This is a genomic window from Dysosmobacter acutus (genome assembly GCF_018919205.1).
GTDB lineage: Bacteria > Bacillota > Clostridia > Oscillospirales > Oscillospiraceae > Oscillibacter > Oscillibacter acutus.
Genome location: NZ_JAHLQN010000001.1, coordinates 2,229,504 through 2,244,698, shown reverse-complemented (window position 1 = coordinate 2,244,698; position 15,195 = coordinate 2,229,504). Strand labels below are relative to the sequence as shown.

At 56.4% G+C, this 15,195-nt stretch carries 12 protein-coding genes and 2 riboswitches; of the genes, 7 read left to right on the top strand and 5 right to left on the bottom strand.

Annotated features, from left to right (window positions below; translation table 11 throughout):
* Positions 1 to 366, top strand: coding sequence for an ArsR/SmtB family transcription factor (locus tag KQI82_RS10810; protein WP_216632766.1), 366 nt, complete (start codon positions 1 to 3; stop codon positions 364 to 366).
* Positions 363 to 1,118, top strand: coding sequence for an EFR1 family ferrodoxin (locus KQI82_RS10805; RefSeq protein WP_216632765.1), 756 nt, complete (start codon positions 363 to 365; stop codon positions 1,116 to 1,118). Before KQI82_RS10810 ends, KQI82_RS10805 begins: the two co-directional genes overlap by 4 nt.
* A 106-nt stretch (positions 1,119 to 1,224) precedes the next feature.
* Here KQI82_RS10805 and KQI82_RS10800 read toward each other — a convergent pair whose 3' ends face one another.
* Together KQI82_RS10800 and KQI82_RS10795 are read right to left on the bottom strand one after the other, a co-directional pair.
* The gene (locus KQI82_RS10800; RefSeq protein ID WP_216632764.1) at positions 1,225 to 1,824 is read right to left on the bottom strand and encodes an ImmA/IrrE family metallo-endopeptidase; all 600 of its coding nucleotides are present in this window, start codon (positions 1,822 to 1,824) and stop codon (positions 1,225 to 1,227) included.
* A gap of 33 nt (positions 1,825 to 1,857) precedes the next feature.
* Positions 1,858 to 2,322 carry a helix-turn-helix domain-containing protein gene (locus KQI82_RS10795; protein WP_216632763.1) on the bottom strand — a complete coding sequence of 155 codons (465 nt, stop codon included), beginning with the start codon at positions 2,320 to 2,322 and terminating at the stop codon, positions 1,858 to 1,860.
* Positions 2,323 to 2,495: 173 nt separating this feature from the next.
* Between KQI82_RS10795 and KQI82_RS10790 the strand changes: the two genes are divergently transcribed.
* The 3 genes from KQI82_RS10790 to KQI82_RS10780 all read left to right on the top strand — a co-directional run bounded on the left by KQI82_RS10790 (position 2,496) and on the right by KQI82_RS10780 (position 4,656).
* On the top strand, positions 2,496 to 2,690 hold the full coding sequence (locus KQI82_RS10790) for a helix-turn-helix transcriptional regulator (protein ID WP_216632762.1): 195 nt from the start codon (positions 2,496 to 2,498) through the stop codon (positions 2,688 to 2,690).
* Between the two features lie 117 nt (positions 2,691 to 2,807).
* On the top strand, positions 2,808 to 3,173 hold the full coding sequence (locus KQI82_RS10785) for a hypothetical protein (protein WP_216632761.1): 366 nt from the start codon (positions 2,808 to 2,810) through the stop codon (positions 3,171 to 3,173).
* A gap of 466 nt (positions 3,174 to 3,639) precedes the next feature.
* Complete coding sequence (locus KQI82_RS10780; RefSeq protein WP_216632760.1) at positions 3,640 to 4,656, top strand: DUF4397 domain-containing protein; 1,017 nt, start codon at positions 3,640 to 3,642, stop codon at positions 4,654 to 4,656.
* Positions 4,657 to 4,822: 166 nt separating this feature from the next.
* On the opposite strand, the gene KQI82_RS10775 is transcribed toward KQI82_RS10780, so the two are convergent.
* Positions 4,823 to 9,736: an S-layer homology domain-containing protein gene (locus KQI82_RS10775; protein WP_216632759.1), complete on the bottom strand. Its 4,914-nt coding sequence runs from the start codon at positions 9,734 to 9,736 to the stop codon at positions 4,823 to 4,825.
* Between the two features lie 137 nt (positions 9,737 to 9,873).
* Positions 9,874 to 9,957, bottom strand: a riboswitch (cyclic di-GMP riboswitch).
* Between the two features lie 333 nt (positions 9,958 to 10,290).
* On the bottom strand, positions 10,291 to 10,851 hold the full coding sequence (locus tag KQI82_RS10770) for an energy-coupled thiamine transporter ThiT (protein ID WP_216632758.1): 561 nt from the start codon (positions 10,849 to 10,851) through the stop codon (positions 10,291 to 10,293).
* Between the two features lie 85 nt (positions 10,852 to 10,936).
* Positions 10,937 to 11,047: riboswitch (TPP riboswitch) on the bottom strand.
* 82 nt (positions 11,048 to 11,129) lie between these two features.
* Here KQI82_RS10770 and KQI82_RS10765 point away from each other — a divergent pair.
* Positions 11,130 to 11,768: a thiamine diphosphokinase gene (locus KQI82_RS10765; protein WP_216632757.1), complete on the top strand. Its 639-nt coding sequence runs from the start codon at positions 11,130 to 11,132 to the stop codon at positions 11,766 to 11,768.
* A 135-nt stretch (positions 11,769 to 11,903) separates the two neighbouring features.
* Positions 11,904 to 14,453 carry a selenium-dependent xanthine dehydrogenase gene (gene xdh, locus KQI82_RS10760; RefSeq protein WP_216632756.1) on the top strand — a complete coding sequence of 850 codons (2,550 nt, stop codon included), beginning with the start codon at positions 11,904 to 11,906 and terminating at the stop codon, positions 14,451 to 14,453.
* Between the two features lie 60 nt (positions 14,454 to 14,513).
* On the opposite strand, the gene KQI82_RS10755 is transcribed toward xdh, so the two are convergent.
* Positions 14,514 to 15,101: a nucleotidyltransferase family protein gene (locus KQI82_RS10755; RefSeq protein ID WP_216632755.1), complete on the bottom strand. Its 588-nt coding sequence runs from the start codon at positions 15,099 to 15,101 to the stop codon at positions 14,514 to 14,516.
* Between the last annotated feature and the right edge of the window lie 94 nt (positions 15,102 to 15,195).

The following is a 15,195-nucleotide window of genomic DNA, read 5'->3' as shown; positions in this document are numbered from 1 at the left end:
GTGCAAAGAGAATGTGAGGAAAACTTAAGGCAAATCATTAATGGCTTCCAAGAATGTAGAAACGCGTTTACTGCCATTGGAGATGAGACAAGACAGCTCATATTGCTTGTGTTGTTAGAAAGCGATCTATCCGGTATTCGAGTAGGCGAAATTGCCGGGAAAACGCATCTGACAAGACCCTCTGTTTCTCATCATCTTCAAATATTAAAAGAAGCTGATATTGTTGCCATGCGCCGCGTGGGAACCAAAAATTATTATTATTTGAGCACGGATGGAACACAATGGAAAGAAATTTCGGATTTGATCAATCGCATTTATGAAAGCGTTAAACACATCACCCAATCAGAGTGGAGGAGCAATCTATGATTTTATATTTTTCGGCAACCGGAAACAGTGCGTATGTGGCGAACAGAATTGGGAAGGGGATAGGCGATACAGTCGTGGATCTTTTTGATAAAATCAGAGAGAATGATTTTTCAGAACTGTGCGCCGAACGTCCGTGGGTAATCGTGGTTCCGACTTATGCCTGGAGAATCCCGCATATCGTGAGAAAATGGATAGAGAACACAACGTTTACAGGAAACCATGATATGTATTTCGTTATGACCTGCGGGGGGAACATCGGAAACGCGGGCAAATATCTGGAAAAACTGTGTCTCAAAAAGAAAATGAATTATCTGGGCTGTATGGGAATTACAATGCCGGAAAATTATATTGCGCTGTTCTCAACGCCAACGCAGGAAAAAGCACTGCAGATTATTGACAAGGCTGAGCCGGTCATAGACCAGGCGATCAATTATATTAAGAATGACAAAAAGTTTCCGCAAATGGATGTTTCTTTTAAAGATAACATGAATAGCGGAATCGTAAATGACCTTTTCTATCCAATGTTCGTACATGCCAAAAATTTTTTTGCCACCAGTGACTGCATTGCCTGCGGTAAATGCGCCAATGTGTGCCCACTGAACAATATTTGTATCGAAAATGGAAAACCTGTCTGGGGAAATGCCTGCACACACTGCATGGCGTGTATCTGCCATTGCCCGAAAGAGGCAATTGAATATGGCAAGCATAGTCAAGGTTTGACTCGCTATATATGTGAAAAAAAGGTTTTATAACATTGTGCATAGAAATTCGGCTTTTTTGTTTTTGTCAATTGAGGAGCGGCTTCAGAAGACCCTGAAGCCGCTCCTCAATTGATTTACAGATTAAAAACAGGACACCTCAGAGCTTGTTGGCCTCGATATAGGGCTGGAACTGGGTGAAGACACTGCGCTCCAAAGGGGAGCGCAGCCAGGCGTTTCGGCGGCGCAGAAGCTGCATGCGCTGCGCGCGGACCTGAGCAGCATCCTTGGAGATATCGCACAGCTGGGCGATCTCCTCTGCCGTCTGTGCGCCGCAGCCCCACAGAACACAGGCCGGCGCCAAAAGGCGGGAGGCGAACACATTGGCGTCCCGCTCCTTTTTGGGGTCCGGAGAGGACAGCAGCGCGCCGTGGGGACAGACTATATGTCCCATGTGCCCCAACAGAATGTGGCCGTACTCATGGGCCACAGTAAAACGGATCCGATGATGGCTGTAGCGGTCGTTGAAAAAGACCATCAGTTGTCCGGAAGGGGCTTGAAGTGAAAAACCGTCGGCAGCCAGATATGCCCCAAGGCCCGCTTCAATGATCGGCTCCCGATTGACTGTGTATTTATAGAGACGAATCCCCAGACGGCCTCCCAATTCATTGACCTGTACCGGCAGAGAGGAGATCTGGCAGTCAAGCAGGCACTGCCAGCTGGCGTCTCTGGCGCCGGTATACTTTCCATAGGAACTCATGTAAAGCAACTCCTCTGAAGTGCTTTGCAGAACTCAAGGCTCTTCATCTGTTTCTTGGGCCTTCAACTCCAGGATGCGGGCGGCGTCCTGTGAAATCTGACCCACCGGACCACCCCGGGCGACAATGGGAATATCGCCCTTCTGGGGAAAGGGGATTCGCTTCCCGGCAGAGCGTGAGCGGCGGGCGGGTTTGGGTTCCTGAGTCTTTTTGAAGGCGATGAAAGCCAGAACTTCCTTTTGCGCCTCCGGGGAGAGGGCGTCAAAAGACAGCAAAAGATCCGCCCGGAGATCATCCCTCCGGGGTTTTTCCAAAAGCAGGTCGGAGAGCTCCACATGCAGGAGCTGAAGCAGCTCGCTGAGCCTGTCCGTCCGGGGAATATTCTGTCCCGCGCACCAGGCGGACACTGTACCCTTTGCAACATGGAGCTGATTCACAATGTCAATTTGTTTGATGGATTTTTCCAACATCACCCGGTTGAGATTTTTTGCAAATACCACACACATTTCCCGCTCTGTCAATTGTATCACCCCGTTTCAAAAGCATTTTACATGAAAACTGAACAAATTGCAATAGAAATTCCAAAAAGTTCATTTTAATTTGAACATCCGCTTGACAGAGATAGCCTGTTGTCGTATGATAAGTTCAATTAAAACGAACGGAGGTGCGCGAGATGGAGTACAAGATTACGCTCAGGGCAGCACGGATCAACGCCAATCTGAACCAAGCTGAGGTTGCTGCGGAACTTGGTGTCTCAACAGAGTCAGTTGCAAACTGGGAACGGGGAAAGGTTCCGCTGAAGGCCACGACTCTGGTGCGGCTGTGCCATTTATACGGTGTCCCTATCGACAATATTTTGCTGCCATAAAGTTCATTTAAAATGAATAAATGTACTAAAGGGAATATGATTCTGTCGGGCGGCGTACAGACTGGCCGTTCTGCACGCCAACAGATGCAATGGGAGAGGGGAGAGGCAAAAGCGGAAATGAAAGCAGAGCGGTTAAAAAGGCAGGAGAGCGGAGAAGCGGCCGACATGGCCTATGTGCGGCAGACCCTGCGCCTGGTACAGGGAACCTTGGAGCGGCACGGCTGCCCTGCCGCCTGGCCTTTGGGGAGGAACAAGGGAACAATGGACGAACCGGACCTTTTGCAGCTGGCACTCTGCATTGATTACATAGCGCAGTGCAGGGCAGGGATTGATGCGGCGGCTGCAAAGCCTGCATGGGATAGACTCAGGCTCCAGGAGGCCGGGCGGATGCAAAAGGCCTTAGAGGAGGCGGAACGGATCACAGTGCGGATGCTGATCTCCCTTTTTCATGAGGAAGCATCAGAGGGACAGAAGGAAAAATAGGAATTGAGCAGGAAGGGTCCTGAACCCAGACGGGATCAGGACCCTTCCTTGATCTGCTGATTGACCCACTCTACCGCTTCCGGATAAAACATCCGGCGGCCGTCGGCCTCCAGAACCGGCACAGTGGTGAACCCAAGCTTACGCATGGCTTTTGCGTCTGTACATTTTTCGTAGGAAATGCCGCTTTTATCCAGTAGCTTTTCTAAAAAAATGCAGTTGGTACAGTTGAGCGTATACAAAGTTGCCTGCCCCAGAATAAATCCCTCCTTATGCTGTCAAGCGTTTGAGATTCGGAAAACGCACAGAGATAGTATAGGCAGATGGGGACAGGTTATACCGCAAAAATCGACTTTTTTTGGATAGAAGGAAAGGCCTGCCGGTGACAGGCAAACCGGGTCCGCGGGGCATACAATGAAACAGGCGCGTGGTGAATCAGCGCGCAATCATCTGAAAGGAGCTTCACTCCATGCCAACAGAAAAAAATCTCCGGGATGTACCGGCAACGCCGCTGCCGGAAAACACCCCTGTTGTTCCCTTGCCACCCATCGTACCGGATGAGGGAGACACCCCGGTGGTTCCCCTGCCGCCCATCGTGGATCAGCCTCCCGCGGCAAATCCGGACCAGACGCCGGTAATTCCCCTGCCGCCCATTGTGGACCAGCCTCCCGCAGCGAATCCGGACCAGACGCCGGTAATTCCTCTGCCGCCCATCGTGGGTCAGCCTCCCGCGGCGAATCCGGACCAGACCCCGGTGATCCCTCTGCCGCCCATTGTGGGCATCCCCATGCCCGGCGTCCGCCCGGAGTACCCCGGATACGCGACGGTTCGTTTTCTCAACGCTGTAGCGGACGGAGAGCCCGTCCGGGTGGCGGTAGGATCCAGAACCGTGGCCAACAATCTGGCGTTTGGAAACCTTGGCAATTATTTCAATGTGATTGACGGATTCCGTACAGTCACCATCTACAGCGTCCGTTCTCCCCGGACTGTGCTCTACCAGAGCAGCGTACCCATGAGCGCCGGGGAAGTGATCACCCTGGCCATCGTGCGCTCCGGCGGAGTGCTGGATCTGGTGCGGGTGTCGGATAAACCCTGCAACAACCGCCCGGCCAACCGGGCCTGCATCCGCGCGGTGAATCTGGTCTACAACAGCCCGGCCCTCGATGTGGTGCTGGCGGACGGCCGGGTGGTCTTTACGGATGTGCGCTATAAAGAAGTAACGATCTGGCGTCAGGCGCGGCCCAAGGAGTATGATTTCTACATTGCCCAGACCCCGTACTCACTCAATCGGATGTATGACGATATCCAGACTGTGGAGGACCTGCCTCTGGCCATGGCAGGCTACTATCTGCCGGGCTACGGTTCCGTGGATCCTCTGGTGTCCTTCTACGTAAATGCCAGAGCCGGAGCCATGGATACCATCTATATCCTGGGCAACTGGAACATTTCCCAGGTAATCCGCACCAAAGTGGTGGAAGATTATTAACGCCAACTGACAAAACAGCGTAAAACGCTGCTTTTGCGCGCTTCTCCGACGGAGCCGGAGGAGAATAAGGGGTTTCAGGCCGTGGGGCACACCGCGCCCCACGGCTTTTTTGCCGCTTTGCAATAAAAAGAGACCGGAGCATCAGCTCCGGTCTCTTTCGCACTTGTTATTTCGCCACGGTTTCGCAGTAGCGCATCAGGATGGTAGCCACCTGGGCGCGGGTCGCGTTGCCCTTGGGAGACAGGGTGCCGTCGGTCTTGCCGGTGATGAGCTGCTTGCCAACCGCCCAGTTCATGGCGGAGACGGCATACTCGGAAATCTCATCGGCATCGGGGAAGGAGGTCAGGTTTTCTTCCAGGGTCACGGCCTCCATGCCCTTGTACTGCGCATAGCGGTACAGGATCGCGGCCATCTGCTCCCGGGTGATGTTGCTGCCCGGTGCGAAAACATCCTCGGAGAAGCCCTTGACGATGCCGTTGGCATTGGCCCAAACCACGGCCTTGGCACAGTAGCTGTCCGCGGCCACATCAGAGAAGGAGGGCGCGGCGGTCACGGCGGGAGAACCCTCCAGGCGGTAGAGCACGGTGACCAGCATGCCGCGGGTCATGGTGGCGTTGGGGCTGAAGGTGGTGTCGGTGGTGCCGTTAAACAGGCCGTTTTCCACTGCGTACTTCACTGCGTCATAGCACCAGTCGTTCTCATTCACGTCGGTGAAGGGGTTCTTCCAGCCGGTGGGCGGAGTGACGACGGAGCCGCCGCCGCCACCACCGCCGCTGGAGTTGGCGGAGAACTTGGCGGTTGCGGTAACATCCTTGCCATTCAAAGCATCCAGGAGCTTGTCGGTCAGGGTGGTGTAGGTTCCGTCGATGCCCTCAAAGGTCCAGCCGCTGAAGCTGTAGCCGCTCTTGGAGGCGGTGGGCAGTTTGTCGCCCACGTTCAGGGCGTTAAAGGACTGGCTTTCAGCCACAATGTCATTACCGTTCTTGAAGGTGACGGTGGCGGTGCGGGCGTCGGCTTTCAGAACGAACTTGCTGAAGCCGTGGGTCACGGTGAAGGTGGCGGTCTTGGAAGAGTCTCCCTCAATCGTGGCGTCGTAATAGTAGACGCTGCCGTTGGATTTGGTGTGCTGAACCTTCAGGTTCTCCACGGAGAACCCATCGGGCAGGGGAATGGTGATGGTCACGGGAGTGGTGACGGTCATGGGCTTGGGGGAACCGACCACCGCGGCGTTGACTTTCAAATCAGGATTGTCATTGCCTTCCGGAATCTCCTTGACCAGTTCGTCGCCCTCGCTGACATTGGCAGTGGTGGCCACGGTGTTGTACATGGGAGTGATGTTCAGCTCCAAAGTGACCAGAGCGTCGCTGCCCTCATCCTTGACGCAGTCCTTCACCTCGATGTTCAGATAGGGCTCCACCACGATGGTAACGGACTCGTCAGCGATATCGATTTCCGCCTCTTCCAAGGCCTTCTTGACACTGGGACTATCGCTGGTCAGCGTGGTGTTCTGGGCCACCTTGTTGGCAACAGTCTCCAGGCCTTCGGGAGCAGGGGCGGTTTCCAGTGCCGCGGCAGCTTCCTTTACCTCATCCTTGGCATTTTCGGGGAGAGGAGCCACGTTGGGAGGAGACACGACCACTTCAACTTCGGTCTTCTTCTCCTGAACAGCGTACTTATAGGTGACGCCGCCGGTGGTGTAGTCCTCGGTCACAGCCAAATAATCAGTGGCAAGGTAGGCGGTGGGGTCAGAGGTAAACCGTCCGCCGGTAATGAAGGACTTCATATTGTCGGAGAGAATGGCGCCGACCTTACCGGAGAAATAGCCGCCGGTGATGGAGAAACCGTTCTCTTCGATATAAGCTGCGCTTGGATTCGCTTCATTCTGGACATGCGCCAGGTTGTACTCATCAATGGCATAGTAGGTGGGGCTGATGAATGTGCCGCCGGTGATGGTGATGTCCATGTGGCCATAGTAACTCGTTGCGCTCTGATTGCCCTTGGAGACAATGGCAAGAGCGGTGCCGAAGTTGTAGTTACCGCTGCCGCTTGGCTTATACTTACGGGTTCCGTCTCCGCTGTATGTGGACTGGATGGTTCCGCCGGAGACGGTCAGCTTACCGGAATCGATCTCAATACCACACCAACCCTTGATGACCGCGTTGCCGGAAATGGAGGTGGTGTTGGCACCGGGGAGATAGAGGGCGCAGTCCTGGACGCTTTCCACTGTACCGCCGGAGATATTGATGGTAATGCCGCCGTTATCGGTTTTGCTGTCGCGGGTCCCATCTCCGCTGATGGCAAAGTTGCCGTCCGTTGTCCCATTTTTATAGGTGTTGCGGACTGTGCCGCCTGTCATATTCAGCGTGGCGCCGCTGCCCCTTACATAGACGGTAGCGCCCTTGCTGCTGGTGATGGTGCCGCTCTTCAGATTCAGCGTAGAGAGGACGGCCTTTTCCGGAATATGCACGCCGCTGTTTTCATACGCGGTGTTGCCGGTGATAATCAGGCGCGCACCGTTGTTCAGTGCGATGGTTCCGGTGCTGCCCTGAATGGTTACTTTAGCTCCGGTATCGATGTTGATCGCGTAATCGGAGGTAATGGTCTTTCCGTTCAGGTCCAGTGTAACCGCCTTGTCGCCGCTGAAGGAAAGAACGCTGTCCAAAGTGGTGTTCTTTAGCATGCGGATTGTCTGTCCCTCGCCAGCCGCAGCTACGGCTTCGGCCAGGGTGCCGTACTTGTCGGTGCCGATCTGAGCAACCGCGCTGTCGCTGACCATGTAGCTGTAGCCGTCCTTGTCGCTGGGCTGGACATAATAACCTGCTGCAAGATACTTGCTGTCCAGCTTGGCGGAGAAATAGCCGCCGGAAATGGAGATGGTCTCTTCCACTTCGGTGGTATCAGAGAAGAGCATGCGAACCATTTCGCCGGACACGCTGGAGAAACAGCCGCCCTGAATGGTCAAAGACAGGGGGAAATTGTAGCCGCATTCCACGTAGACGGCATCGCCGGTCAGGTCCGAAATGCCGCTGGGAGTAGATGCCTCCGGAATTTCAGATGTTGCCCGGGTACCGCTGATTTTAGCGCCATTCTCAATGATAACGTTGCCGCCCTTGATGCCGAGGCCGGTAGAGCCGGTGATCTCTGTGCCGCTCTTGATGGTCAGGGCGCTGTGCTCCTTACCGGGGAAATAGACGCCCTCGCCGGTGGTGGAGGTCACCTTGACGCCGTCTAAGACCAGCTTGACTCCGGGAACTTCACCGTTCAGAACCACGCCGAAGTTGCTGCCGACGATTTCGCCGCTTTTGGCACTGTCAGTCAGGGTGATGTTGGCATGGCTTGGGGACAGGACGCTCACCGGAACAATACCAAAGCCGTATTCATTAGAAGAACCACCCAATGTATGGCCATTTAGATCCAGAGTATAGGTGGCATAGGCCAGGGCTTCGGTGTGGGAAGACGAATCCTGTTGCATGACCACCACGTCGTTGATCTGGCTGGAGGATGTGTCGTTCTGGCAGGCAACAGACAGTGCGTTGACCAGAGCTTCATAGCCTGTCCTGCCGATTGTGGCGCCAAAACTGCTGGTAGCGGCCACCTTGCCGTTTAAACCGTTCTGATCACCGATGCTGTAATCATCGGGGATGTACTTAAGGACCGTGGCCCGCAGTGCCTCCGGTACAAAACCGGCCGTAATTTCTTTGGCGGCCATGGTGAAGCTGCCGACGGCTCCATCGGTGACGGTCAGGGTCCCCACATTGATCAGCTCAGCACCCGTGGACACCAACTTGGCCAGGGAGCCTCCGTAGCTCACCGACTTATTCTGGGCATTGATAGATGTGTCTGCGGGCAGGGAACTCAGCTCCACGTCTGCAAGCAGCAGAATGGGCTTTCCGTTTGCTCCCGCGATTGCCTCGTCGATGGTTTTATAAGAGGTGCCGCCGTTGACATCGGCGACGTAGGCCACGGAGCCGGTCTCCGGAGCGGCAATGGCCTTGGGATATGCCTCTTTGTTGGCGTCATCCGTATTGGCCACGACCATATAGGGGGCTTTTACAAAGTCGCCGACATTGCTGTTTTCGGTATAGTAGCCGCCGACGATCTCTACATTGGCAGGCTTATTGCTGGCAATTGTGCTTTCGGCGCTGTAACAGCCGCCCTCTATCCGAATATGGCCGCCTGCGTTATCTGCGGTGCCGTACATTTTCACAGTACCTGAAACCTCTGATTCGCCCTTTATCACAAGAGTGCCCTGGGAACTCCAGGTGATAGAAGCGGCGGGCTTGTCGGCAGTGGCGGTGATGGATCCTCCATCTACCGTGAAGGTGCCGCCTGCGTTAGAAACTACTGCATAGATGGATTCGGAGCTTCCTCCGCTTACCGTGCAGTCTGTCAGCAGGACATCATTGGAGGTGAGGTCAATGGCATACGTGCTGGTGCCGCCGTTTACGGTGCAGCCATTCAGGAGCACCTGGTCCGCCGTACCTTTAATTGCGGCGCTGCCCTTGCCAGTCATTTCAAAGGTGCAGTTGGTAGCAGTTAGGGTGCTGCCGGAGGACAACTTTACTGCAGACCCTGTGGAGCTCTTCAGCGTGCAGTCCACCATCACTACGGGAGCATTGATTGACAATCCGTCACTTTTCTCATAGGAGACAGTGCCGTTTTTCAAAGTGATCTCCGCCTTCAAAGAAAACCAGCCGGATTCTTTTGCAATCAGAGAATACTGATTCAGATCAAGCGTGACCTTTTTGCTGATTGTCACACTGCCATCATATGTTGTGGCAGTTACATCGCTGAGCAATGTGACGGTATCGCCGTCACCGGCCGCATCAAGAGCGGCAGCCAGCGTGGGATATGCTGTACCGTTCACTTCGGCCTGATCGGTGCTTTGCGGCGCGTCATAGGTGACCGCCTCCTCCGGAAGCTCGGCCGCCTGTTCAGGCTCCTGGGTATTCTCCAGCGGCTCCGTTGTAACCTCCTCAGGCGTGGTCGGCACTTCCGGCTCATCCGCCAATGCGGCAGTGGGCAGGAGGGAAAGCGCCATGCACAGAACAAGGAGAACACTGAGTAGCTTTTTCCTCATAAGAATCTTTCCACCTTTCTTCATTTCCTTGAATCTCTTCCGCGGGAAAAGATGCTGGCGTGGATCGATAAAATCACCTCGAATCAAAAAAGAGCCTGCCGCATTCCTATTTGGCAGGCCCCGATTTCCGTTCGAGAGCGGGCAGCTGGCTGGCATACGAAGATCGATTAGCCCCTATAGCATTGCGTCCCTGTCTTTCAACAGGTTTGCCAAATAGTATGGATGCGGGATGCCGGAAGACAAGAGGCGGAGGAATTTACGGCTCATTTACGCTTGGCAAAAGAAAACCGCCTCTGCCGCTGGCAAAGGCGATTACAACACAATGTACGGGAATAGCTTTGCCAGCCCAAAATGGATTTGGTCACTCAGCATACTCCTTATGTTGGCTCTTATTATACAGGAAATGGGCGGGATAAGTCAATAGAAATGTGCAAAATTTAACATAAAGCGTCACAATGCATTTATGGAAGAGTAAATTCAGGTCTGACTTGTTCCGGATGCGCTCTGCCGCGAAAAAAACCGCTCCGGGAATTTTCTCCCGGAGCGGGGCTGGATTACGCCTGCTGGAGGTCCGCGCAGGTAAAGTATTTGCGCAGCGGCTTTTGCAGCAGCGCAAATACCACGACGCACAAAATGGCGTCGGGCAGGGCCCAGGTCATGTTGTACAGGAAGGAGTAGACCCACTCGTTGGTCATGGCCATGCCTAAGAATTCATCCGGCATATATTCGGCCCAGACCGTGGCGCCCACCACAAAGCTGGAAAGGAAGCGAAGGAAGGTGCCGACAACAGTACCCAGATAGATGCCGCCCTTTTTTCCGCGGAAGAATCCCGCGCCTACTCCTAAGAGCGTGTAGGCCACCAGGTAGTCGGCGATCATGGTGGTCCAGGAGATGGCAATTCCATTTCCAAGGAAATACTGCATCAGCCCATAGACGAACCCAACGCCAGTGCCCCAGGCCAGGCCGTAGCGGAAGCAGAAGAAGATGATGGGCACCATGGCGAGGTCGATGGAGCCGCCGCTGGGCAGGGGCTCAATCTTGATGTAGCTGAGCACCTGGGCCAGGGCCAGCATGATGGCGGCCTCGCAGAGGCATTTGACTTTTGCATGTTGCATGGGAAGACAATCCTTTCGTGAATAGAGTCCAATTCCATAAAAAAATCCCGCATGGCGAGCCATGGGGCGTCGCAATGCGGTCAGCAAAACAATATCATCGCATTCCTACGCCGGCATTACCCGGATCAGGTTCGAGGGACTGGGCGGCAGTACGCCCGATCTCAGCCAGCTTGCGCCAGCGCCCCTTGGAATTGTCGCACTTACTATATCAAAGGCGAATGGATTTGTCAAGGCGGGAGACTTGTGGTAAACTGTACAAAATTGTCGGGAGGGATGGAATGAACGCCTGCTTTATTTTTGGGGCTGGGACGAATTACGGCCTCTATCGCCGCCCCGCAGACGGCGACTATGTGATCGCCGCCGACGCGGGATATCTGACCTGCCAAAAGGAGGGGATCCGTCCGGATCTGCTGATCGGGGACTTTGACTCCATGGCGGAGCCGGTGGATTTTCCAAACCGGATGCGTCTCCCGGTGGAAAAGGACGATACGGACACTATGATGGCCGCAAAGATCGGATTGGATAAGGGGTGTAAGGTATTTCACATTTACGGAGGAACCGGCGGAAAACGACTGGATCACACCCTGTCCAATCTGCAGATGCTGCTCTTTTTGGACAGCAGGGGGGCAAGGGGCTACCTCTATGACGACGCGTTTGTCTACACGGCGCTGTGCAGCGGTTCCCTGACCATCCCAAGAGGGCCGGAATGGGGGCTTTTATCGGTCTTCTGCTTCGGCGCTCCGGCCACCGGCGTGGAGGAAGAGGGCGTCCAGTATCCGCTGAAGGACGCGGTGCTGACGCCGGAGTTCCCGCTTGGGGTCAGCAACCACATCGTGGCGGAAGAGGCGAAGATCACCGTGGCCCGGGGCAGTCTGATCGTAGGGTGGGAGTTGGAGAAGGCTAAAAGTTTTTTATGATTCCAAACAAAATGGAAGCATTTTCTCTTGCAGTCCCCGGTGAGGAATAGTATAATTGGATAAAAGAGCGCGGAGGGGAGCCTCCGCGTCTGGCAAAAATAACGAACAGCGCTCCGCTGGGTAAGGAGATGGACCATGGCAACATTTACCGTGAACGGCCGCATGGTCAGCGTGGAAAAGAATCAGAAGCTGCTGCGCTATCTGAGGGATGAACTGCACCTGACTTCTGTCAAGGACGGGTGCAGCGAGGGTGCCTGCGGCACCTGCCATGTGCTGATCGACGGGAAGGCCACCAAGGCCTGCATCCCCCAGACCGACAAATTGGAGGGCAAGGCCATCGTGACGGTGGAGGGCCTGTCGGATTTTGAAAAAGAGGTCTACACCTATGCCTTCGGCAAGGCCGGCGCGGTCCAGTGCGGCTTCTGCATCCCGGGCATGGTGATCTCCGCCAAGGCGCTGCTTGACGTGAACCCTGACCCTACGGAGGAAGAAGCGGCCTACGCCATCCGCAACAACATCTGCCGGTGTACCGGTTATGTGAAGATCATCCAGGCCATTTTGCTGGCGGCGGAGGTGTTTCGGATCGGCGAGGTGCCCCGGGAAAATGAGGAGTGGAAGGTGGGCGCCCGGGTGCCCCGCATCGACGTGCGGGAAAAGGTCACCGGCACCGGCCAGTATCCGGACGACGTCTATTTGGATGGGATGATCTATGCCAGCGCGGTCCGTTCCGCTTATCCCCGGGCCATCGTGAGGGCCATCCACACGGATGAGGCCCGGGCACTGCCCGGGGTGGTGGGCGTCTTCACCGCCGCCGACGTGCCGGGCATCAACAAGGTGGGCCATTTGGTGAAGGATTGGGACACCATGATCGCGGTGGGGGACACGACCCACTACCTTGGAGACGCCATCGCCCTTGTGGCGGCGGAGGATCGTGAGACGCTGGAGAAGGCGAAAGCACTGGTACAGGTGGAGTATGAGGTGCTGGAAAGCGTGCGCAGCGCCGAGGAGGCCCGGGCTGAAAACGCCCCCTTGGTCCACAGGACCGGGAACCTGCTGGCCCACCGGCACATCCACCGGGGAAACGCGGCCTTCGCCATTGCCAAATCCAAACACGTGCTGACCCGGCGGTTCCACACCCCGTATACGGAGCACGCCTTTTTGGAGCCGGAATGCGCCGTGGCCTATCCCGACGGAGACGGGGTCATGGTCCTCTCAAGCGACCAGGGCACCTATGACACCCAACAGGAGACCATGCGCATGTTGGGGCTTGGGCCGGACCAGGTGAAGGTCCGCAACATGCTGGTGGGCGGCGGATTCGGTGGGAAAGAGGACGTGACGGTCCAGCACCACGCCGCCCTGGTGGCCTATCTCACCAAGCGGCCGGTGAAGGTAAAGCTCACCCGGGCGGAGAGCATTCTGATCCACCCAAAACGCCACCCCATGGACATGGAGTTTGCGCTGGGCTGCGACGAAAACGGCATTATCCAGGGCGTGGCGGCTCAGATCATCGCCGACACCGGAGCCTACGCATCTTTGGGCGGGCCGGTGCTGGAGCGGGCCTGCACCCATGCCGCCGGGCCCTACAACTATCAGAACTTTGAGATCGACGGCTACGCCTACTACACCAACAATCCCCCGGCCGGAGCCTTCCGAGGCTTCGGCGTGACCCAGTCCTGCTTTGCCATTGAGAGCCTGCTCAATGAGATGGCGGATGTTGTGGGCATCTCCCCTTGGGAGATCCGCTACCGCAACGCCATCCGCCCCGGTCAGGAGCTGCCCAACGGCCAGATCGTGGACGAATCCACCGGACTGGTGGAGACTCTGGAGGCCGTCAAGCCCTATTACGACAGCGCCAGGTACGCGGGGCTGGCCTGCGCCATGAAAAACGCCGGCGTGGGCGTGGGCATCCCGGACACCGGCCGGGTCCGTCTGGCGGTCCAGGCGGGGAAGGTGCACATTTACGCCGGCGCCTCCTGCATCGGCCAGGGGCTGGGCACGGTGCTGACCCAGATCGTCTGCGAATTGCTGTCCATAGCGCCGGAGCAGGTGGTCTACGAGCGCGCAAACACCTATGAATCGCCGGATTCCGGCACCACCTCCGGCTCCCGTCAGACTCTTTTTACCGGAGAGGCCTGCCGGCGGGCCTGTGAGAGCCTGCTGGACGCATTGAAGGAAAACTCCTTAACAGACTTGGAGGGGAGGGAGTTTCGGGGGACATACCTTGGAAAAACCGACCCGCTGGGAGCGGATGTGCCCAACCCGGTGAGCCACATCGCCTACGGCTACGCCACCCAGATGTGCGAGCTCAACGAAGACGGCACCATCCGGCGGATCGTGGCGGCCCACGATGTGGGCAAAGCGGTGAACCCCATTTCGGTGGAGGGCCAGATCGAGGGCGGGGTGGTCATGTCCATGGGGTTTGCCCTGACAGAGCAGTACCCGCTGACGGACTGCAGGCCCACCGCCAAATTCGGCACCCTGGGCCTCTTCCGGGCTCATCAGATCCCGCAGATCAAGGCCATTGTGGTGGAGAAGGCCGGACTGAAGGTGGGCGGCGGGGCCATCGGCGTTGGAGAGATCACCTCCATCCCCACCGCGCCGGCCATCGCTGACGCCTATTACCGCCATGACGGAAAGCGGCGCAGCTCCCTGCCCCTTGAGGACACGCCCTACAGCCGGAAGTGAGTCTTCCTTTGGGACGTGGGAGGCGATGAAAAAGGGGAGCCTTTCCGCTCCCCCAATCCCTTATTCTGAATGCCTGCCCTGCAGTGCCGCCAGCGCCTGGACCGTGTCCACGTCCGTCAGCTCTTCCTCCGCAACATCCAACAGGATGAGGCTCTCCTCATGGGCGCGGATCACCGCAGAGCCGCCGTGGTCCTCCGTGAGGGAGAGCAGCTCCGGAAAGAACCGGGCGGGGAAGAGGCAGGGATTGCCCCGGACGCCGTTGCGGCCCAGGGCCGCAATGCGGTCCGGGCGCTGCATCCACAGGTCGATCAGCGCTTCAATGCTGCTCCGCCGCAGAAGCGGCTGGTCGGACACCTGAAAGAGGACCGCGTCACAGCCGGACAGGGCCTCCAGCCCCAGACGGATGGTGTGGCTGATGCCCCAGTCGGGGTGGGCGTTGTGGACACAGAGAAAACCGAACTCTTCGGCCATTTCCGCTCCCTCCGGATATTGGGTCACCACGGCAACGGAGGAAAAGAGCTGGCCCGGTATACTCTCCATGGCCCGGCGCAGCAGAGTTTTGCCCTGCACTTGGGCGCAGAGCTTGTTGTCGCCGAAGCGGCGGGCGTTTCCCGCAGCCATGAGGACGCATCCGATTTTCCAGTCCATTGACTCCGCTCCTTTCTGATAAAAGTATACCGTTGATAGCATGCCCGGTCAAGGCGGAAAATAGCGCTGTTCTTTTGAGAATATAATGATGCGG